Here is a 20269-nt window from a genome sequence, read left to right on the forward strand (position 1 = left end):
ATTTTTAATTTTAAAAAGTAGTGAGATGCAAGTGAGGAAAATTTATCATATAATAAAGTTGAATCAAAAGGTATATTAGGAGGTGTTGATATGGCGATTACAATACAATTGCCAGACACTGCAGCGTCTCATGCAAAGCCAAGTATGGAAATGGCGATACTTTGCGTGAGGTAGACAAGTAGTATTCAATCGCGAAAATGAGCTCGTATCATTTCTTTTATATTTGGCTTTGCACCTTATTGAAATGAACCATAAAAAATAAGGGGCGAGCAGAAATGAAATACGTAAAGGCAGCGACTGTTTTACCAGAAAACTTAATTGCAGAAATTCAAAAGTATGTACAAGGTGAAACAATTTACATTCCAAAACAAGAAACTAAACATTATAAATGGGGTACACGATCTGGCGGAAGAAAGCAACTTGATGCACGGAATAGAGATATTAAACATGCTTTTAAAAGTGGAACTACCATTCATCAATTAGCAGAGGAATACTTTCTTTCTACGGAAACGATAAAAAAAATCGTGTATTCAAAATAATAATGAAAAACACTGATTATTTAATTAGAAATAATCAGTGCTTTTTGTGTATACTTTGTTTATGAATCGTTTTCGACATTTTATAAAATAAGTGTATTGTATACAATAAAAAGAGATCAACAATTTGTATGGAGTGATAATAATGGAAGCATTTATTAGAAGTGATCAATATAATTTTATAAAATCACAAACTCATATTCTAGCGCATGGACACGCGACAGCAAACGATAGAGGTGTTATTGCTGCGCTGAAGTCTCTTGCAATAGAAAAAGTGTTACATGTTTTTGAAAATCTTACTGATGAACAAAAAAAAATAATCGATACGATTTTGGCAGTTGAAAATAGAGAGAAGGCAGAAGCGTTTTTACTTCAGTTAAATCCATATGTTATTCCGTTTCAGGAAATTACACCACAAGCGTTAAAAAAAATATTTCCTAAAGCTAAAAAATTGAAGCTTCCTGAAATAGAAGAAATAAATATGAAAGAAATGTCGTATTTAGGTTGGATTGATAAAGGAACGGGCAGAAAGTTTATTATAGCAAAGAACGGAAATAAGTTTGTTGGCCTACAGGGAACATTTCAAAGTATAAATAAAAAGAGTATTTGTTCATTGTGTCATGGTCACGAAGAAGTAGGTCTGTTTTTAGTTGAAATAAAAGGTGATGTACCAGGTACTTTTGTTAAAAAAGGAAACTATATTTGTAAAGATAGTATAGCATGTAATCAGAATATGACTTCGCTTGATAAATTACATGACTTTATTGAGAGATTGAGGAAATAAATTATTGCAAAAGATCGTACTAAACTACATTCATCACTATAATTGTGTGTGAGTTCAAGAAAACAAAAATGACCTGTTCCCTAAAGAATAGAGGGAACAGGTCTAGGGATACTTTTCAATAGGTAGGAGATGTAAATCTCTACCCATTGAAATTCACTTAGATCATAACGCCATTATCTGCAAAGTGATACCACTTTCCATCAATGAACAGGTAGCTAGTAGCCATGGAACCATTTGTATTTAGATAATACCAAGTAGATCCTTCTTTTAACCAGCCAGTAGCCACAGAACCATTTGTATTTAGATAATACCAAGTAGATCCTTCTTTTAACCAGCCAGTAGCCATAGAACCATTTGTATTTAGATAATACCAAGTAGATCCTTCTTTTAACCAGCCAGTAGCCATAGAACCATTTGCATTTAGATAGTACCAAGTATCGCCTGCTGGTAACCAGCCAGTAGCCATAGTCCCATCTCCATAAAAGAAATACCAAGTCCCTTTTATATTTTTCCAAGCTGTAGCCATGGAACCATCTTCATTATAGTAATACCAAGTGCCTTTATAGGGCCCACTAGTAATCTCACGCCAACTTGTCACCATAGTCCCATTATCATTAAAATAATACCCTTTATCATTAATCAATTTTTCCCCTATAGCCATGGAACCATCTTCATTGTAGTAATGCCATCCGTCGGAACCACCAAAGTGTTTCCAACCTGTCACCATGCTGCCATTATCATTAAAGTAAAATGTTTGTCCTATAATCGTTTTTTTACCTGTGGCCATGAATCCTTCTTCATCGAAGTAATACCAAGTGCCTTTAATATTTTTCCAATCTTTAACCATGGAGCCATCTTCATTAAAATAACGCCATTTTCCGTTATAAGACACAGGTCCATTAAATTGTTTCCAACCTGTCATCATAGCTCCATTATCATTAAAATAATATGTTTTTTTATTAATAGTTTTCAAGTCTGTAACCATAATTCCATCTTTACCAAAGAAATACCAAGTGCCGTCGATCTTTTTCCAATCTTTAGCTGTATTACCATCTTCATTAAAGTAATACCAAGAACCTCCATATTTTGACCAATGTGGAACCATAGCCCCATTTTCTTCACCTTGCTCAATTGCATATGTATGATTCTGAACAACTACATTTTCTTCTGCATGAGAAACTGTAGGAACTACAAACATTGCAGCCATTAAAATTGGTAAAATAGATTTCTTCATTTTCCATATCCCCCAAATAATGAATAATTTTAGTTTTTATTTTCACAAAAGAATTATATTCTGTAATATTGAAATAATCAATGTGTCTTGTAATATAAATGTAATGTTTTTTGATTTATTGAAATTTAATTTGCTTTTTTGTCATAAATTAAGTAGGTTTGCAATTAAAGTAACTTACTTTATTTCTTGAATCATTATCATCCCTTGAATAGACCGCACCAATTACAATTATATATGTAAAATAAAAACGCCTATTATATCATGTGTGCCATTTTATAAACGCACTCTTTTAATAAGTGATTTATGAAATTTCTTGCCTTTTAATAAAAACTATTTTTCATACTTTGTATGTTGATTAGAATAAGCTATGCAATTATGCATAGACAGAAAAAGAGTGAATAGAGGGTAACGAATCATTTTCTATATGGCATGATTTTTGCATTTTAATAAAAAACATTCATATAAAAAAAGTTTCTTTCGGGTGCAAAAAATTATGTTTGAAAAGGGGAAATGAGAAATGAAATATCCACTAACACCAGATGTAAAACCAGAGTTTTGTACGACAGGTACATTTATGAGATTGCCATCAAGTAATGAGCAAGCAAAAGTTGCTATTTTAGGAATGCCATTTGATACTGCTGCTTCTTTTCGCGTTGGTGCTCGTTTTGCTCCACAAGCAATTCGTCAGGCATCGATGACCTTATTTCCATATCATCCAATTCACCATGTATACCCATTTGATGACACAAATGCGATTGATATTGGTGATGTTTCTGTGATTCCACATAATATTCATCGCAGCTATGATTTAATAGAGGAAGCCGTTTTTGGGTTAATGCAGCAAGGAATTATCCCGATAGGTCTTGGAGGGGATCATTCTGTTACATTAGCAAGCCTTCGTGCGGCAGCGAAAGTTCATGGACCTGTGGCAATGATTCATTTCGATTCGCACACAGATACATGGGATACATATTATGAGGAAAAATATTGGCACGGTTCGCCGTTTATACGTGCACATGAAGAAGGGCTACTACAGCCAGACAAAGTATTTCAAATTGGAATTCGTGGAACATTGAATCATCCTGGTGATATAGAAGCTAGCAATGACTTAGGATATAACGTTATTACAACAGCAGAATTATGTAATCGTGGTTTTGAAAGTATCCTTGAGCAAATGCGAACAACGATTGGCGATACACCGTGTTTCTTAACGTTTGATATTGATTTTGTAGATCCATCTTGTGCGCCTGGTACAGGGACATTAGAAGTTGGGGGATTTAACAGTCGTGAGACATTAAATATGGTGCGTTCATTAAGTGGTTTTAATTATATTGGTTTCGATTTAGTGGAAATGTTACCGCCATATGATCCAGCTCAAATTACTTCTTTATTAGCTGCGACACTAGTACATGATTTTGCTAGTTTGATTGCGTTGCAGTTGAAAAATGAAGTGAATAAGTAAGGAGTTAATTATTATACTGAAATATAAAAAGGCCGATGAAACAATTTTTCATCAGCCTTAAAGATGTCTGTTTATTATTTCTGTTGCCAATTTTCCTTAATAAAATCTTCACGACCAGACTCTTTACGCTCCTGAGCATATTTCTCAGGATTTTTTTTATAAAAATGTTGATGATATTCTTCCGCTTCGTAAAAAGGAGCAGCTGAACGAATTTCCGTCACGATTGGATCCTTAAACATACCGCTTTCTGCTATTGCTAGCTTTGATTTTTCGGCTAGCTCTTTTTGCGATTCATTATGATAAAAAATCGCTGTGCGATAGGATGGTCCACGGTCAAAAAATTGCCCGCCATCATCAGTTGGATCAATTTGTGGCCAGTATAAATCTAGTAATTTTTGATAAGAGAAAATAGAAGGATTGAAAGTAATTTGAACAACTTCTAAATGCCCAGATGTTCCAGACTTTACTTGTTCGTATGTTGGGTTTGGGGTGTGGCCACCAGCATAGCCTGAAACAACTTTTTGAATACCTGGAAGTTCATCAAATGGTTTTACCATGCACCAAAAGCAGCCGCCTGCAAAGGTTGCGAGTTCGTATGTTTTTTCTGTCATTGCTGTAATCCTCCTAAATAGATATGTTTTATCTAGTATTATATAAATTGTTTTATTGCGCAATAAAAAAGATTTGAAACTATATGTTTTTTTATAAACAAGAACCACCGCTCACATCAATTAATTGTCCAGTAACCCATCGGCTGTCAGAGGAAGCAAGAAATGCAGCGGTATCTGCAATATCTTCTACTTCTCCTAAACGGCGGAAAGCAGAGATTTCAGTTGCATATCGTTTCATCATTGGATCACTTAAGAGTTCAGCATTCATATCTGTTTTAATAAAGCCTGGTAGTATCGCATTAACTGTAATCCCTCTTGCTCCAAGTTGCTTTGCTAGTGTAAAAGTCATTGTGTTGATCGCGCCTTTTGTCATGCTGTAGGCAATGAAATCGGGTAAAGAAATTCGTGTTGCAGCTGATGAAATATTGATAATACGGCTATTGTCACGTAAACGTGACAATGCCTGTTGAATAATAAAAAATGGGGCTTTTGTATTCACGGAAATCATTTGATCGAAAAAGTCTTCAGTTGTTTCTTCAATAAAGGCTCCCGGACCGATTCCTGCGTTATTTACTAAAATATCAAATTTATTTTCACCTGTATGTTTTTGCAATTTGTCATCTAAAGATTGGTAAAGAGATTCTACACCATGTAACGATTTGAGGTTACCATTTATAGAAAAAGCTGAACCGCCATTTGATTGAATTTCCTGCACTGTTTCTTCTGCATCGCTTTTACGATTTCCATAATGAACAGCAACTAATGCACCGTCGTTTGCTAAGCGTTTCGCAATAGCGCGTCCAATTCCACGGCTTGCTCCAGTAACCAATGCAACTTTGCCTTTTAACATATTCACATCATCTCCTTAATAATTTTACATATGTATGAAGCTGTCTTTTCTAATAGACAAGCCTTAAGTAATATATGAGTGTTGGATTGAGATTCATTCCTTTTTTATTTTGATAAAAAGTTCGGATTATAATTTAAAATAAAATTTTTCAAAAAATATGTTGACAATGAAAAGAATGAAGTCCTATAATACGTGTAACAACTTAAAAGTTAATTTAGAATTTTCTAATTTTTATATATTGTATATGCAAAGAAGAGGAAAGTAGATGATTATGAAAGTTTCAGAGAGCTACCCCATGGCTGTGAGGGTGGTAACGATCGAATCATTGAAGATCACCTTGGAGCATCGCTTGCGAAAGGGAAACCGAGTAGAGAGCGGCGGTTTCATCCCCGGTAAAAGGGTGATAGTCTGATAGGACTTACAGAGCTTATATTTTGTGAGAAATATAAGGAAGCTGAGTGGTACCGCGAAACTCTCGCCTCAGCAATCAAAGCTACTATGACGTAGTGATTGATTGCTGAGGCGAGAGTTTTTACTTTAGAAAAGAGAATAGAAGAATGCAAAGAATAGGAGAGTAAATGATACAAATTGTTTCAGAGAGCTGCCCCGTGGCTGTGAGGGTGGTAACAATTGTATCGGTTGAAGATCACCTCAGAGCACTGCCCTTGAAAAAACTGAGTAGAGAGCAGCGGAGTTGTTCCCGGTAAAAGAACAAAAGTCTAATAGGACTTACAGAGCATATATTTCGCGAGAAGTATAAGGAAGCTGAGTGGTACCACGATTCCCTCGTCTCAGCAATGGATTGCTACACGTTTGTAGAAAATCGATTGTTGAGGCGAGGATATTTTTATAATTAATACACAGAATGTTCTGATGAAATGTATTCTTCTCAGCAATCGATAAAAAGATGGATTGCACATAAAGAGATAAAAAAGAGGAGCGATGTAAGATGGGAAACCAGTATATCTATATGAATGGGGAATTAGTAGAAAAAGAAAAGGCTGTTGTATCTGTTTACGACCACGGTTTTTTATATGGAGACGGCGTATTTGAAGGGATTCGTAGCTATGGCGGAAATGTATTTTGTTTAAAAGAGCATTTAAAGCGTTTATATGAATCTGCGAAATCGATTTTACTAACGATCCCGATGACAATCGAAGAGATGGAACAAGCGGTTTTACAGACACTACAAAAAAATGAATATGCAGATGCATATATTAGATTAATTGTTTCAAGAGGAAAAGGGGATTTAGGGCTGGATCCAAGAAGCTGCACGAAACCAAGTGTCATTATCATTGCTGAACAGTTAAAGTTGTTCCCGCAAGAGTTCTATGATAACGGTCTTAGTGTTGTATCTGTTGCGTCTCGTCGAAATATGCCAGATGCACTTGATCCACGTATTAAATCGATGAACTATTTAAATAACGTACTCGTAAAGATTGAAGCAGTACAAGCAGGTGTGCTAGAAGCGCTTATGTTAAATCAACAAGGATATGTTTGTGAAGGATCGGGAGATAACGTGTTCATTGTGAAAGATGGAAAAGTAGTAACGCCACCTGCATATTTAGGGGCTCTTGAAGGGATTACAAGGAATAGTGTCATTGAACTTTGTGAAAGGTTAAATATTCCTTGTGAAGAAAGACCATTTACTCGTCACGATGTATATGTAGCAGATGAAGTATTTTTAACAGGAACTGCAGCGGAATTAATTCCAGTTGTAAGAGTGGATTCAAGAGAAATCGGAAATGGAAAGCCAGGGGAAGTAACAAAACAGTTAACGGAAGAATTTAAAAAGTTAACGAGAGAGCGAGGAGTGCGCGTTCCGGGACTAGCAGAGAGTTTAGCTTAACAAATAGGGGAAGGAGTTATTGAAATGGTGGAACAACATGCAGTGTGTGATGAAGTGGATCATGGAGAAGTAAAAAAAGTAACAGGTGCCGGACATGTTATTCAATGTTTAAAGAAATTAGGTGTAACAACAGTGTTTGGCTATCCGGGCGGAGCTATTTTACCAGTTTACGATGCGCTGTATCGCAGTGGTTTGAAACATGTTTTAACGCGTCATGAACAAGCAGCTATTCATGGAGCAGAAGGGTATGCGAGAGCTTCTGGAGAGGTCGGGGTAGTATTTGCTACCTCCGGCCCTGGGGCTACAAACTTAGTTACTGGTTTAGCAGATGCGTATATGGATTCGATTCCTTTAGTAGTAATTACAGGGCAAGTAGCAACACCTCTCATTGGAAAAGATGGTTTTCAAGAAGCGGACGTTGTGGGAATCACAATGCCGGTTACAAAGCATAATTATCAAGTACGAGATGTGAATCAGCTATCACGTATATTGCAGGAAGCATATTATATTGCCAAAAGTGGACGACCGGGTCCGGTGTTAATTGATATTCCAAAGGATGTTCAAAATTCTATTGTAACGAATGTTTTTGAAGGAGAAGTTCAAATTCCTGGTTATAAGCCACGGATCGAACCAGACAAAATGCAGCTGGAGAGCGTGGCGGAGGCAATTTCAAAAGCAGATCGCCCGCTACTGTATATCGGCGGCGGTGTCATTCATGCAGATGCATCTGAAGAGCTTCTAACATTTGCGGGGCGGAATCAAATTCCAGTCGTTTCAACTTTAATGGGACTGGGTGCTTATCCACCAGGAGATCCGCTGTTTTTAGGGATGCTCGGTATGCATGGGACGTATGCTGCAAATATGGCAGTAACGGAATGTGATTTGCTTCTAGCGTTTGGAGTCCGTTTCGATGATCGAGTCACAGGAAAGTTAGAGCTATTTTCACCGCATTCGAAAAAGGTACATATTGATATTGATCCGGCTGAACTTCATAAAAATGTGAAAGTAGAATATCCAGTCGTTGGAGATGTGAAGCGAGCGTTGCACATGTTGGTAGATATGCGAATAGAGTGCCAAACTGATGCATGGGTAGAGAGAGTAAGAACATGGCAAGAAGAATACCCGCTGTCATATGAACAGAGTGAATCAAAATTAAAGCCGCAGCATGTGATTCATTTAGTAAGTGAATTAACAAATGGTGAAGCAATTGTGACCACAGAAGTTGGGCAGCATCAAATGTGGGCAGCACATTTTTATAAGGCGCAAAAGCCGCGAACATTTCTAACATCTGGTGGACTAGGAACGATGGGATTTGGATTCCCAGCAGCAATCGGTGCTCAGCTTGCATTTGAGGATAAGCCAGTTGTCTGTATTGCGGGAGATGCTTCATTTCAAATGAACATTCAAGAATTGCAAACAATTGCAGAAAACAATATTCCAGTGAAAGTTTTTATTATTAATAACAAGTTTTTAGGTATGGTCAGACAATGGCAAGAGATGTTCTATGAAAATCGTTTATCAGAATCACAGATTGGATCGCCTGATTTTGTAAAAGTAGCAGAAGCATATGGAGTAAAAGGTTTGCGCGCTACAAATCCGATTGAAGCGAAACAAGTCATGTTAGAAGCATTTTGTCATCAAGGGCCAGTTGTTGTTGATTTTTGTGTAGAAGAGGGCGAAAACGTATTTCCAATGGTTCCTCCTAATAAAGGGAATCATGAAATGATCATGAAGAGGTGGGAAGAATGAGTCATACTTTTTCACTCGTTGTCAATAACGATCCCGGTGTTTTATTAAGAGTAAGTGGGATTTTTGCTCGGCGTTGCTATAACATTTCTTCTTTAAACTTAAATGAAGGAGAAACAAGAGAAGTTTCTAAAATGAAACTTACAGTAGCTTGTACAGAAAAGGAAGCAGTATTACTCGTTAATCAGTTAAAGAAATTAATTGATGTTCTGCAAGTAAATAAATTATAAGGAGTGTATGTAAAGATGAAAACATATTATGAAAAAGATGCAAATTTAGAGGTATTAGCAGGGAAAACGGTGGCAGTAGTTGGTTATGGGTCACAAGGTCATGCGCAAGCTCAAAATTTACGTGATTCCGGTGTTCATGTTGTAGTGGGTGTTCGTCCAGGAAAATCTTTTAACGTAGCGAAAGCGGATGGTTTTGAAGTAATGTCAGTTTCAGAAGCGGTAAGAACCGCAGACGTTGTACAAGTATTATTGCCAGATGAACAGCAGGCGCATGTATATCGAAATGAAGTAGAAAAGAATCTTCGCGAAGGACAGATGTTACTTTTCTCACATGGATTTAATATTCACTTTGGACAAATTCAGCCACCAAGTTACGTAGATGTAGCGATGGTTGCGCCAAAAAGTCCAGGACATCTTGTTCGCCGCGTATTTCAAGAAGGAAATGGTGTTCCAGCTTTAGTTGCCGTTTATCAAAATGCGACTGGAAACGCTTTTGATGTAGCTCTTGCATATGCCAAAGGAGTTGGTTGTACACGTGCTGGTGTAATTGAAACATCATTCCAAGAAGAAACAGAGACGGATTTATTTGGAGAACAGGCTGTATTATGCGGCGGGGTAACTGCACTTGTGAAAGCAGGCTTTGAAACGTTAACAGAAGGTGGATATCGTCCGGAGATTGCATATTTCGAATGCTTACATGAGCTAAAGTTAATTGTTGATTTAATGTACGAAGGTGGTCTAACGAATATGCGCCATTCTATTTCAGATACAGCAGAGTTTGGTGACTATGTAACAGGATCTAGAATTGTTACAGATGAAACGAAAAAAGAAATGAAACGAGTTCTTGCGGAGATTCAGCAAGGCGAATTTGCAAAGAAATGGATTTTAGAAAATCAAGCAGGACGTCCAACTTACAATGCGATGAAAAAGTCAGAGCAAAATCATCAACTTGAAAAAGTAGGAGCAGAATTACGAGAGATGATGACTTGGATCCAGCAGCCAAAGGGGAAAGAGTTAGTGAAAAAATAGTAGGAGATAGATAAGTGAAAATGAACAGAAGGGACTTGAAAAGATGAGAAGTGACATGATTAAAAAGGGATTTGACAAAGCACCACATCGTAGTTTATTAAAAGCAACTGGTTTAAAAGATGAAGACTTTGATAAGCCGTTTGTAGCAATTTGTAATTCTTTCATTGAAATTATTCCAGGTCATAAACATTTAAATGAATTTGGTCGTCTTGTAAAAGAAGCGGTACGTGCAGCTGGTATGGTTCCGTTTGAGTTTAATACAATTGGGGTAGATGATGGGATTGCGATGGGGCATATCGGTATGCGCTATTCGCTCCCAAGCCGTGAAATTATCGCCGATTCAGTGGAAACGGTAGTAAATGCACACTGGTTTGATGGGATGATTTGTATTCCGAACTGTGACAAAATCACACCAGGTATGATGATGGCCGCATTACGTGTTAACATTCCGACTGTATTTGTTTCTGGTGGTCCAATGGCTGCAGGGAAAACATCAAAAGGAGAAGTAGTCGACTTAAGTTCCGTTTTTGAAGGGGTAGGTGCCTATCAATCTGGGAGAATTTCAGAAGAAGAGTTAAAGGATATTGAAGATCACGGTTGTCCATCTTGTGGTTCTTGTTCAGGTATGTTCACTGCAAATTCAATGAACTGTTTATGTGAAGTATTAGGGCTTGCGCTTCCTGGGAATGGTAGCATTTTAGCAACAGACCCAAGGCGTGAAGAACTAATTCAACAAGCAGCTGAAAAATTAAAAGTATTAATTGAATGTGATATTAAACCACGAGATATCGTAACAGAAGAAGCGATTGACGATGCATTTGCATTAGATATGGCGATGGGAGGATCAACAAATACGGTATTACATACGTTAGCAATCGCACAGGAAGCGGGACTTGATTATGATATGAGCCGAATTGATGCAGTTTCAAGACGCGTTCCACATTTATGTAAAGTGAGCCCAGCTTCTAATTGGCATATGGAAGATATTGATCGTGCAGGTGGTATCAGCGCTATTTTAAAAGAGTTAAGTAGAAAAGAAGGTGTACTCCATCTGGACCGTATTACAGCTACTGGCCAGACATTGCGAGAAAACATCGCTCATGCAGAAATTCAAGATAAAGAAGTAATTCACTCTCTTGAAAATCCTCATAGTGAAGAAGGTGGTCTGCGTATATTAAAAGGAAACCTTGCAAAAGATGGTGCTGTTATTAAAAGTGGTGCAACAGAAGTGAAACGTTTTGAAGGACCATGTGTTATTTTTGGTTCTCAAGACGAGGCGCTTGCAGGGATTATGCTAGGTAAAGTGAAAAAAGGAGATGTTGTTGTTATTCGTTATGAAGGCCCAAGAGGTGGACCTGGTATGCCAGAAATGTTAGCTCCAACTTCAGCAATTGCTGGTATGGGATTAGGCGCAGATGTTGCACTATTAACAGATGGTCGGTTTTCAGGGGCATCACGCGGCATTTCAGTAGGACATATTTCACCAGAAGCTGCTGCTGGCGGAGAGATTGCACTTCTCGAGCAAGGCGATATTGTATGTATTGATGTAGAGGAACGTTTACTTGAAGTGAGAGTAAGTGATGAAGAATTAGAAAAACGGAGAAAAGAATGGAAAAAACCAGAGTTAAAAGTGAAAACAGGATGGCTTGGGCGCTATGCACAAATGGTAACATCAGCGAATACAGGTGCAGTGCTAAAAATGCAAAATTTTGATTAAATCCATATAAAAGAGATAAGGAATGATACGAGATGGTGCAAAATGTAAGGGAGAGAGTGAAAATCGAAGATATCCTTGTGGCTCATAATCATATGAAGGATATCGTCAATAAAACACCGCTCCAGCGGGATTCAGTTTTATCTGAGAAATATGAATGTGATGTATATGTGAAACGAGAAGACTTACAAGTAATTCGTTCGTTTAAAATTCGAGGTGCTTACAATTTAATTCAAAGCTTATCGAAAGAACAATTACAAAATGGGGTTGTATGTGCTAGTGCTGGTAATCATGCGCAAGGGGTTGCTTATACGTGTAATTTATTGAAGATTCAGTCTAAAGTTTTTATGCCAACAACAACACCTAAGCAAAAAGTATCTCAAGTACAATTTTTTGGTGGTACTTATGCGGAAATTGTGTTAGTTGGGGACACATTTGATAGCTCTTTCCAAGAAGCGCGGCGCTATTGTGAGGAAAATAGCATGATGTTTGTTCATCCATTTGATGATCCATATGTAATTGCGGGTCAAGGGACAGTCGCTGTTGAAATCTTACACGATATGGAGAAACATGTGGATTATGTCTTCACAGCAATTGGTGGCGGTGGTTTAGCATCAGGTATTGGTACATATGTAAAAGGTGTGAGTCCTACGACAAAAGTAATCGGTGTGGAACCAAAGGGAGCAGCATCGATGAAAGAAGCTTTTTTACAAAATGAAAACGTGGCCCTAGAAAAAATCGATAGTTTCGTTGATGGAGCAGCTGTCAAAAAGGTAGGGAAATTAACCTTTGAAACGTGTAAAGACGTATTGGATGATATTGTATTGATTCCTGAAGGGAAAATTTGTACAACGATTTTAGAATTGTACAAGAAAAATGCAATCGTTGCGGAGCCAGCTGGTGCTCTTTCAATTGCAGCACTCGATTTTTATAAGGACGAAATTAAAGGGAAAACCGTTGTTTGTACGTTAAGTGGTGGAAATAACGATATTGATAGAATGCAGGAAATGAAAGAACGCTCTCTCATTTACGAAGGGTTAAAACATTATTTTATTATTGAATTTCCGCAACGTTCAGGAGCATTGCGAGAATTTCTTGATAAAGGATTAGGACCAGAGGATGACATCACTCGTTTTGAGTATATTAAAAAACATAATAAAGAAAATGGACCTGCACTCGTTGGAGTGGAGCTAAAACATAAAGAAGATTATGAACCGTTAATTACCCGTTTTCGAGAAAATAATATTCAATTTATGGAGTTAAATAAAAATCCTGTTTTGTTTGATTTGTTAATTTAATATACAAAAAGAAAGGAAGCTTTTTAGTGAAAAGCTTCCTTTTTTCTAACTACGTTTATTTTTGATTGTTCCAGTTTCATCAATTTCTACATCAGTTGAAATGGTTTGTAAATATTGTAGTGTTTTTTTCTTTTCCTCAGGGGTGGCTGGTGAAATTTGATCATTACGAATGATATAAGGGTTAATTGACATTTGTACATCTTTTCCTTTAAATGTAAGGGTCAATACACCTGTTTCAGCACTTTTTCCTTTTACATAGTTAGGGAATAAGAAGTTTCCTAATGAATAAGCGACAGGGACTTTGTTGTAGTATTCAAATCCTTGTAACCAATGTGGGTGACTTCCAACAATCGCATCAGCACCAGCTTCGACTATTTTCGGTACATATTGTTTTTGGTAGTCTACAGGTCTATTAGATTTTTCAACACCCCAATGCATATACACAATCAGATAATCGGCGTCTTTCTTTTGTTCTTTAATCGTTTTTGTTACTAGATTGATATCATATCCATTTGCAACACCTGGCTTGTCTTTACCAGCTACCCAGGTAAAGTCAGGCATAAAACGAACAAAGGAAAGGAATTTAATTTTTTTCCCTTTTACTGTGATTTCTCTAGCTGTGTATGCATCATCTGCATTTTTTCCAGCTCCAATATAAGGGAGTTTTAGTTTTTCTACATGAGATATCGTATCCATTAAACCATCTTGTCCATAGTCGAGCGTATGGTTATTGCCAATATTCACAATGTCATAGCCTGTGTTTTTAATAGCTTGTAATGTGGAAGGATCGCTTTTGATCCAGAATGACTGACCAGCGGCCTTTTTCTCCCGTGTTGTAAATGCAGATTCCAAGTTTATAAAGGAAATATCAGCTTTGGTTATTTCATCTTTTACATGCTGGAACGGATAATCAGCACCGTTTTTTTGAATAGCTGGTCGTAAATTCCAATCGAACATCGTATCACCAGAGAAAGTAATTGTAATTTCAGGATTCTCTTTCTTCTTTGTGTCCGTTGCTTTTTTCGTTTTATTTTCTACCCCAGCTGTATCTTTTGCTTTTGATGTAAAGGAGTTATTTATCAATAAAACAATCGGTGTAATGAGAATTACTATTAAAATAAATCGTTTAAATAAAGGTGTCATAGTTATCTTTCCTTTTTCTTTTTATATCATGACTTTCTTTTAGAAAGTTCAATGATGAGAGTTTCATATAATATGTACAAAAATGAGTAAGTGCTTAATAGTTTATCCCGCTATTTATGGACAGTAACACTCCCGTCTTAAAATTCAGCGGAAGCAAAGAGGTTAAGGTGGGAGATGAACTGCCCGTAAAAGTCTGATTGGTGAGAGCTGATTAAAGTTTCACTTTATGTATGCTAGACATGGTATGTAAGATGAAAGATGCTTATGTCAGATGATAGCTATGTATTAAGAGCTCATCTCATAGTGTAATATTACGGTAACATGAAACGAGGAAAAAATACAATACATAAGTCGATTTTACTTGTAGAGTTTTGAAAATTCTGTTAAAATTCCGTGTATTTTGTTGTATGTTAGATATAAAAATTTGAAAAATAATGGTTGAAGAGGATGGAGAAGGCATAATGGTTATATTAGGAGCAGTAGTGAACGGAATTTGTATACTAATTGGTACTATATTAGGTAAACTATTAAGTAATATTCCAGAAAGTATGAAAGGGACAGTTATGCATACAATTGGTTTAGCTGTTACTGTACTTGGTCTTCAAATGGGATTAAAAAGCGAAAACTTTCTTGTTGTAATTATAAGTCTTGTTATTGGTTCAGTGATTGGAGAATGGTTGGAGTTAGAAGGAAAGTTAAAGAGTTTAGGGGATTGGCTAGAAAAAAAGGTTGGCTCAAAAGGAGAAGGGAGTATATCTCTTGGATTTGTGACAGCTACATTAATCTTTGCTATCGGAGCAATGGGGATACTTGGAGCTTTGGATAGCGGTATTCGTGGAAATCATGATGTGCTATTTACGAAAGCAATTATTGATGGATTTATTTCGCTTATTTTAACGACAACGCTTGGAATAGGCGTACTATTTTCAGCAATACCAGTCATTTTATATGAGGGAGGTATTGCGATTTTCGCGACGCAAATTAATAGTTTTGTACCAGAGAAGCTAATGAATCAGTTTATCGTAGAAATGACTGCGACTGGTGGTATTATGATTTTTGCAATTGGACTCAATTTACTTGGTTTTATTAAAATTAAAGTGGCAAATTTATTGCCTGGGATAGTGGTAGTTGGGATTATTGTTTCTATTATATATGGATATGATTTGTATGTTTAGTTAGGCTGAATAGCCCAATCCTGTTTTGAAACAGTTTTGGGCTATTTGTATGTAAAAAATTAATATGCTTTTTTCATAAAATGAACAAAGCCACCTATAAATACAATCACAAAGCTCCCGATTACGACAAATACTAGTGTTTGAACAGAGATATAAAACAGCCCAGAGCCTTCTTTAGGAAGCATAGCGAGAAAAGGTTGGGACCATGGATAGATGGGACCGAACCTTGCAGAATTCGCAATTATCATAGCGGGTATGGAAGCTATAACATTTAAAGCAATCGGTGCTGCAAAGCTGGACCAAATACTTGAAACCCATAATTGTAAGGCGATTAAAGGGAGGGTAGCAATCCAGCCGCCTACTACACTTTTTACTATAGTAGCTAGAGGGAATGGTCCAGGGACATGCAAAAGTTGTCCAACGCTAATATAACTTATAATGAAGAAGACTTGCATCGCACCTATAAATAAGAGAATAAAGAGAAATTTTATAATATAGACGTGATATCGTGATATAGGTTGTACTAAAAGTTGTTTCCAACCACCATTTGAATGTTCATATCGGCAAATAAATGCAGTGAAAATGCCTGTTAATAATGGAAGAAGCAACATACCATGTACCATTATCATGATATTATAAATTAACTCCCAATGTTTATAATCGGGATAGTTTGAGGCATTTGCATAAGCTATTACTCCTGCTAAAATCGGGCTTAAAAATAGTAATGTCCATATTTTGGTTTTTTTAATTTTATAAAATTCAGCTTGTATGGTTTTAAGCCAAAGCATTATTTATGCACATCCCTTCTAGTAAAATCTGCTGTTTCAATACATAGCATACATATACCAACGATTAGGCCTATTGCTACACATAGAAGGGGAGACCCCCAGTCAATACGTAGGCTTGGCCATCTCCATATGAACCAATTGGGAAGAGCTACTGAAAACATTGTGAAAATAGTTCCTAAAAGTCCAATTGTAAATGCGATACTTTGGTTTTGAAATATGATAGCAATCCATAGTTGTAGCGCTACAATTGGCAGTGCCGACCAATAAGGATAGAAACTCATTTTAAATATAGAAAGCCATGGAATTGAAGCATCGAATTGTAATGCTAAACCCAATCCAACTATGCCAATTAATAATAAAGAACAAGATACAGCAAGCAGGAAAAATACCAGTATGAATTTTACTAGAAAAATATGTCGCCTATTAACAGGTAAGGATAAGAGATGCTTCCATGAACTAGAATGATGCTCTATGTGTGCAATTAAAGAAGTAACAATCGTAATTCCTAATATAAGAGTTGTGAGAGCAAGCGGTTGAGCTTCAGAAATGAGGCCGCTCCATAAGTCTTTCGCATATTTCTTTGTCAACCAATCATATCGAAGAAAGAAGTTACATGCTTGAAGAGAAATAACACCTATTGGTCCTAAAAAGATTAAAAACCAAATCCACTTCCTTTTTATTTTTAAAAGCTCAGATTGAAAGAGGCGTTTGTACATGTGTCTCTTCCTCCTTTATAAGCTGTAAGAATATCTCTTCGAGTGACTTTTTATTTTCTTCAATTCGGAATACAGAAATCTTATGTGTTACAAGTGTTTTTACAATTTCGCCAACAGTTTCATTTGATACATTTGATAGAATAATTCGCTGCTCTTCTTGCATAGAAGGAATCCCCTTAGCGAGAATGATTTTCCAAGCTGCATCTGATTTGTCTGTCATAAGTGAAATAGAGTGCTGAGCATGGCGGCGCAATGTTTCTATTTTGTCTTGAAAAATAAGCTTTCCTTTTGCAATGATACCAACATAAGTTGCCATTTGATCAATTTCACTTAATAAGTGACTAGATATAAGGATGGTAATTCCTCTTTCTTTTGCTAATTGCTTAATTAACGTACGAATCTCATGAATCCCCTCTGGATCGAGTCCGTTTGTCGGTTCATCTAAAATTAATAGCTGTGGATCACCAAGTAAGGCAATTGCAATTCCTAACCGTTGTTTCATTCCTAATGAGTATTCTTTTACCTTTTGTTTGGCAGCATGTTGTAAACCGACAATTTGTAACACTTCCTCAATTTTTTCTTTCGGAGCATTTCTTAAAATCCGGTAAACCTCTAAATTCTCAATGGCATTTAGGTGGGCATAATAAGATGGATTTTCAACGAGAGCTCCAATTTTAGATAATATGGATAAGCGTTCTTTAGCCAAATCTTGTTGAAATATCACGACCTTTCCTTGCGTTGGTTTAATAAGGCCTAATAACATGCGAATGCTAGTTGTTTTACCAGCTCCGTTAGGCCCGAGAAATCCATAAATCTCTCCTTTTGGAATTTTTAAATCTACGTTATGTACTACATAATCATTTCGATATCTTTTTGTTAACCCTGTCGTTTTCAAAATATAATTCATGTTCCTATCACCTCAAATCAAGTATAGGAAATAAAGGTTAATGATAATGTTAGAAGAGTTTAAGATTTGTTTAAATTTATACAGTATTCCCTAATTTTGGAGTGTGCTGGTTTTCAAATCGTGTTGTATTCCTTATGATGGAAGAGAAAGGTTAAATTTGTATATGAAGGTGAAGAAATGACACACATTTTATATGTTGAGGATGATCACGAGATTGGGGAATGGGTCAAAAGAGAACTGCAGAAACAAGCGTATGAAGTTGCATGGTTTACTTCAGAGAATGGTACGAATGAAATATGTGAAATAGCAGATGTAATTGTTTTAGACGTTATGTTGCCAGGCCTTGATGGTTTTACACTAGGGCAACGTTTTAAAAGTGAGTATCCAGATACCCCTATTATTATGCTAACTGCAAGAACAACATTAGAAGATAAAATATATGGATTAACATTTGCTGATGATTATATAACAAAGCCATTCCATCCAAAAGAGTTAATGGCACGTATTGAAGTTTTATTAAGGCGGTATAACAAAGATGGAGCAGAAGTGCAACATGTGAAACATTTAAAAGTATTTATGAAAGAATACCGGATTGTTGATATAGACACGGGTGAAGAAATTGTTTTATCAGGAAAGCAGCATCAAATCTTTTTTTATTTGATGAAGAATATGAATCGTACATTAACGAAAGAACAAATTTTTGAGGCAGTATGGAATGAATCATACATAGAAGGAGATAAATCATTGATGGTTCATATCCGTCATTTACGCGAAAAAATAGAGAGAAATCCAAGTAGTCCTCAAATAATAGAAACAATACGTGGAATAGGTTATCGGTGTAAAGTATGATAAAAAGTACATCACTATTACGAAAGTACTTATTTATCATATTTATAGCGATTATATTGTTACCTCTCATTGTCCCACTCAGTTCGTTTCTCTTCATTAAATATATCGAGTGGATAGAGGATTTTAAAGTTGCGTATTCTAGTGTGCAAATAGAAGAGGAATGGAGAAATAAAGCGACAGATTTACACGAAAAAAATCCTGAAGGAATTGAGCGAACTTTTCAAGAATTTCAAGGGAAATATCCAGAAGGATCAATGTTTTGGGTAGATAATAAAGGGAAAACGAACCTTCAAATTCCTAAAAAACAAAATATTCCACAGGAGTGGAGTGCAAGTGATGCAGTTGCATTTATGAAAAGAAGTTTTGAAGGGGATCCATTTACAGTTGTATCTTACATTGGAAAAGAGAAGCAAGGGGCATTTATGGTATTTCAAATTCCGAGGAAATATGTGAAGGCACCAATTGCTCAAATACGTGAAAGATATGAAATTGTTTTTGAAATGGTTATTATTGGATGTTTTACAACATTTATCATTATCTCTATCATCTTTTTTCTTAAGATTAGAAAAAGATTATTAAAGCTACAAAAAGCAATGGAACTTCCGCAAGACCAGACACTTCCGTCAAAAATTTCTATATCAAAGCAAGACGAGATCGGCTTATTAGAAGAGTCTTTTAATCGTATGGTAGAGGCTTTACAGCAAAGTCGATTGAAGGAGGAGGAAGAGGAGCAATTTCGTAGAAAACTAATTGCCGATCTTTCTCATGATTTGCGAACGCCATTAACGACAATGCGTGCACAAATAGATTCTTTAAAAGAAGAAGTTATCTCAGTCAAAGGACAGAAAACAATCGTACGAATGGATGAAAAAATTAATTACTTAGCGGAGTTAATAGAGAACTTACTATCGTATTCATTAATAACGGCAAAGAAATATCCATATCATCCGGAACGAAGGGATATGACACGTTTAATGAGAAAGGTTGTTGCATCATGGTATGACATATTAGATGAGAAAGGTTTTGAGGTTGATATTGTGATTCCAGAAAAGCAATTGTTTTGGAATATCGATGAAAATTGGTTTCAAAGAATTATAGATAATGTAATTCAAAATGTAGTTAGGCATGCAGATGATGGGAAATTTATAGGGGTATATGTAAACCATGGGGAAAAAACAATTACAGTTGTTGACCATGGGCCAGGTTTTCAAAATACTCATTCGCAAAATAAAGGTGCGGGAATTGGATTATCTATTATTGCTGTTATGGCGAAAGAGATGGGTATCGACTGGAGTATAGAATCTGATGATACAGGAGCGAAGTGTATATTTAAAAAATTGCCGTAGAA

The 20269-nt window shown here is 36.3% G+C and carries 19 protein-coding genes and 1 other annotated feature; of the genes, 12 read left to right on the forward strand and 7 right to left on the reverse strand.

The features are described from left to right. Positions 1-275: 275 nt before the first annotated feature. Together JDS96_RS07745 and JDS96_RS07750 are read left to right on the forward strand one after the other, a co-directional pair. Positions 276-539, forward strand: a complete 264-nt coding sequence (locus JDS96_RS07745) for a CD3324 family protein (RefSeq protein ID WP_003203805.1) — start codon at positions 276-278, stop codon at positions 537-539. Positions 540-681: 142 nt separating this feature from the next. Continuing rightward, entirely contained in the window at positions 682-1320 is a 639-nt protein-coding gene (locus JDS96_RS07750) for a FusB/FusC family EF-G-binding protein (RefSeq protein WP_006094452.1), read from the forward strand. Between the two features lie 157 nt (positions 1321-1477). Here the strand turns inward: JDS96_RS07750 and JDS96_RS07755 are convergent, their stop codons facing one another. Continuing rightward, positions 1478-2554, reverse strand: coding sequence for an N-acetylmuramoyl-L-alanine amidase family protein (locus JDS96_RS07755; protein WP_199666527.1), 1077 nt, complete (start codon positions 2552-2554; stop codon positions 1478-1480). 517 nt (positions 2555-3071) lie between these two features. Here JDS96_RS07755 and speB point away from each other — a divergent pair. Continuing rightward, positions 3072-4016: an agmatinase gene (gene speB / locus JDS96_RS07760; protein ID WP_199666528.1), complete on the forward strand. Its 945-nt coding sequence runs from the start codon at positions 3072-3074 to the stop codon at positions 4014-4016. Between the two features lie 74 nt (positions 4017-4090). On the opposite strand, the gene msrA is transcribed toward speB, so the two are convergent. Then, positions 4091-4627, reverse strand: coding sequence for a peptide-methionine (S)-S-oxide reductase MsrA (msrA, locus tag JDS96_RS07765; protein ID WP_018766685.1), 537 nt, complete (start codon positions 4625-4627; stop codon positions 4091-4093). A gap of 91 nt (positions 4628-4718) precedes the next feature. After that, positions 4719-5477, reverse strand: a complete 759-nt coding sequence (locus tag JDS96_RS07770; protein WP_199666529.1) for an SDR family oxidoreductase — start codon at positions 5475-5477, stop codon at positions 4719-4721. Positions 5478-5717: 240 nt separating this feature from the next. After that, positions 5718-5963 (forward strand) — a binding site (T-box leader). Positions 5964-6426: 463 nt separating this feature from the next. Between JDS96_RS07770 and ilvE the strand changes: the two genes are divergently transcribed. From ilvE to ilvA, 6 genes are read left to right on the forward strand one after another with little or no spacing between them, the layout of a single operon-like run. After that, positions 6427-7326 carry a branched-chain-amino-acid transaminase gene (gene ilvE / locus JDS96_RS07775; RefSeq protein ID WP_199666530.1) on the forward strand — a complete coding sequence of 300 codons (900 nt, stop codon included), beginning with the start codon at positions 6427-6429 and terminating at the stop codon, positions 7324-7326. Positions 7327-7350: 24 nt separating this feature from the next. Beyond that, a complete protein-coding gene (gene ilvB, locus JDS96_RS07780) occupies positions 7351-9075 on the forward strand; it encodes an acetolactate synthase large subunit (protein WP_199666531.1) in 1725 nt (574 codons plus the stop codon). Next, positions 9072-9302, forward strand: coding sequence for an ACT domain-containing protein (locus JDS96_RS07785; RefSeq protein WP_033796051.1), 231 nt, complete (start codon positions 9072-9074; stop codon positions 9300-9302). The genes ilvB and JDS96_RS07785 overlap by 4 nt, the downstream gene beginning before the upstream one ends. Positions 9303-9317: 15 nt before the next feature. Further along, entirely contained in the window at positions 9318-10331 is a 1014-nt protein-coding gene (locus JDS96_RS07790) for a ketol-acid reductoisomerase (RefSeq protein WP_199666532.1), read from the forward strand. Between the two features lie 43 nt (positions 10332-10374). Next, the gene (ilvD, locus tag JDS96_RS07795) at positions 10375-12048 is read left to right on the forward strand and encodes a dihydroxy-acid dehydratase (protein WP_016114381.1); all 1674 of its coding nucleotides are present in this window, start codon (positions 10375-10377) and stop codon (positions 12046-12048) included. A 32-nt stretch (positions 12049-12080) separates the two neighbouring features. After that, a complete protein-coding gene (ilvA, locus tag JDS96_RS07800; RefSeq protein WP_199666533.1) occupies positions 12081-13343 on the forward strand; it encodes a threonine ammonia-lyase IlvA in 1263 nt (420 codons plus the stop codon). Between the two features lie 45 nt (positions 13344-13388). Here the strand turns inward: ilvA and JDS96_RS07805 are convergent, their stop codons facing one another. Beyond that, positions 13389-14486, reverse strand: a complete 1098-nt coding sequence (locus JDS96_RS07805; RefSeq protein ID WP_199666534.1) for a CapA family protein — start codon at positions 14484-14486, stop codon at positions 13389-13391. Positions 14487-14947: 461 nt separating this feature from the next. On the opposite strand from JDS96_RS07805, the gene JDS96_RS07810 reads away from it, so the two are divergent. Further along, positions 14948-15661: a DUF554 domain-containing protein gene (locus tag JDS96_RS07810; RefSeq protein ID WP_018766677.1), complete on the forward strand. Its 714-nt coding sequence runs from the start codon at positions 14948-14950 to the stop codon at positions 15659-15661. A gap of 59 nt (positions 15662-15720) precedes the next feature. Here JDS96_RS07810 and JDS96_RS07815 read toward each other — a convergent pair whose 3' ends face one another. The 3 genes from JDS96_RS07815 to JDS96_RS07825 are packed head-to-tail and all read right to left on the reverse strand — an operon-like array spanning position 15721 to position 18072. Further along, positions 15721-16449 (reverse strand): ABC transporter permease, encoded by a 729-nt coding sequence (locus tag JDS96_RS07815; RefSeq protein WP_006094465.1) that lies wholly within the window; start codon positions 16447-16449, stop codon positions 15721-15723. Next, on the reverse strand, positions 16449-17165 hold the full coding sequence (locus tag JDS96_RS07820) for an ABC transporter permease (protein WP_199666535.1): 717 nt from the start codon (positions 17163-17165) through the stop codon (positions 16449-16451). The genes JDS96_RS07815 and JDS96_RS07820 overlap by 1 nt, the downstream gene beginning before the upstream one ends. Next, positions 17140-18072 carry an ABC transporter ATP-binding protein gene (locus JDS96_RS07825; protein WP_199666536.1) on the reverse strand — a complete coding sequence of 311 codons (933 nt, stop codon included), beginning with the start codon at positions 18070-18072 and terminating at the stop codon, positions 17140-17142. The genes JDS96_RS07820 and JDS96_RS07825 overlap by 26 nt, the downstream gene beginning before the upstream one ends. A 177-nt stretch (positions 18073-18249) precedes the next feature. On the opposite strand from JDS96_RS07825, the gene JDS96_RS07830 reads away from it, so the two are divergent. Together JDS96_RS07830 and JDS96_RS07835 are read left to right on the forward strand one after the other, a co-directional pair. After that, the gene (locus JDS96_RS07830; RefSeq protein ID WP_199666537.1) at positions 18250-18921 is read left to right on the forward strand and encodes a response regulator transcription factor; all 672 of its coding nucleotides are present in this window, start codon (positions 18250-18252) and stop codon (positions 18919-18921) included. Next, positions 18918-20267 carry a HAMP domain-containing sensor histidine kinase gene (locus JDS96_RS07835; RefSeq protein ID WP_206777027.1) on the forward strand — a complete coding sequence of 450 codons (1350 nt, stop codon included), beginning with the start codon at positions 18918-18920 and terminating at the stop codon, positions 20265-20267. The genes JDS96_RS07830 and JDS96_RS07835 overlap by 4 nt, the downstream gene beginning before the upstream one ends. The last annotated feature ends 2 nt before the right edge of the window (positions 20268-20269 follow it).

The sequence above is a fragment of the Bacillus cereus group sp. N21 genome (genome assembly GCF_016483395.1).
Taxonomy (GTDB): domain Bacteria; phylum Bacillota; class Bacilli; order Bacillales; family Bacillaceae_G; genus Bacillus_A; species Bacillus_A pseudomycoides.